This is a genomic window from Candidatus Protochlamydia sp. R18, assembly GCF_000648255.1.
GTDB lineage: Bacteria > Chlamydiota > Chlamydiia > Chlamydiales > Parachlamydiaceae > Protochlamydia > Protochlamydia amoebophila.
The window spans coordinates 1-245 of record NZ_BASL01000423.1 but is presented as its reverse complement, the minus strand read 5'-3'; the positions used below and the strand labels follow the sequence as shown (position 1 = coordinate 245).

General features: G+C 35.9%; 1 pseudogene. It reads right to left on the bottom strand.

What is annotated here, in order from left to right:
- Nucleotides 1-245, bottom strand: a pseudogene (locus TY19_RS19205) (hypothetical protein); the annotation flags it as partial.

Here is a 245-nt window from a genome sequence, read left to right as displayed (position 1 = left end):
TAGCTAAAGAATTTAATAAAAGCTCGTTTTCATCCTCAAATTTATCAATAGTTTCCTGAGTGCGGGTTCTTATTGAAAAAGGAGGGGCATCACATAGAATTTGACTCGAACTTGTTAACGATATATCAGATGATGCGAGGCGACTTACGATAAATTTGGGAATCGTAATTTCTTTTCGTCCCCCAGAAATTTCTCTCCATTGAGACTGAAGCTGCTCTTTTTCGAGATAATTAAAGAATAAGTTG